At 68.4% G+C, this 228-nt stretch carries 1 protein-coding gene; it reads left to right on the top strand.

Annotated features, from left to right (window positions below):
- Nucleotides 1–228, top strand: a 228-nt coding sequence (locus tag KUM38_RS33065) for a M23 family metallopeptidase (RefSeq protein WP_217134999.1), incomplete at both ends; no start/stop codon positions are given.

Raw genomic sequence — 228 nt, 5'->3', positions numbered from 1 at the left:
CCAACGGCGCCGGTGACGGCCCCGCCTACGGCAACGCCGTCGTCATCAAGCACGGCAACGGCACGTACTCCCAGTACGCCCACCTGTCGCAGGTCGACGTGCGGATCGGCCAGATCGTCAAGACCGGCCAGAAGATCGCCCTGTCCGGCAACACCGGCAACTCCAGCGGTCCGCACCTGCACTTCGAGATCCGCACCACCCCGAACTACGGCTCCGCCGTGGACCCGG

The sequence above is a fragment of the Streptomyces sp. AC558_RSS880 genome (assembly GCF_019049255.1).
Taxonomy (GTDB): Bacteria; Actinomycetota; Actinomycetes; order Streptomycetales; family Streptomycetaceae; genus Streptomyces.
The sequence above is the reverse complement of the archived record's forward strand: the minus strand, read 5'-3'. Positions and strand labels throughout refer to the sequence as shown.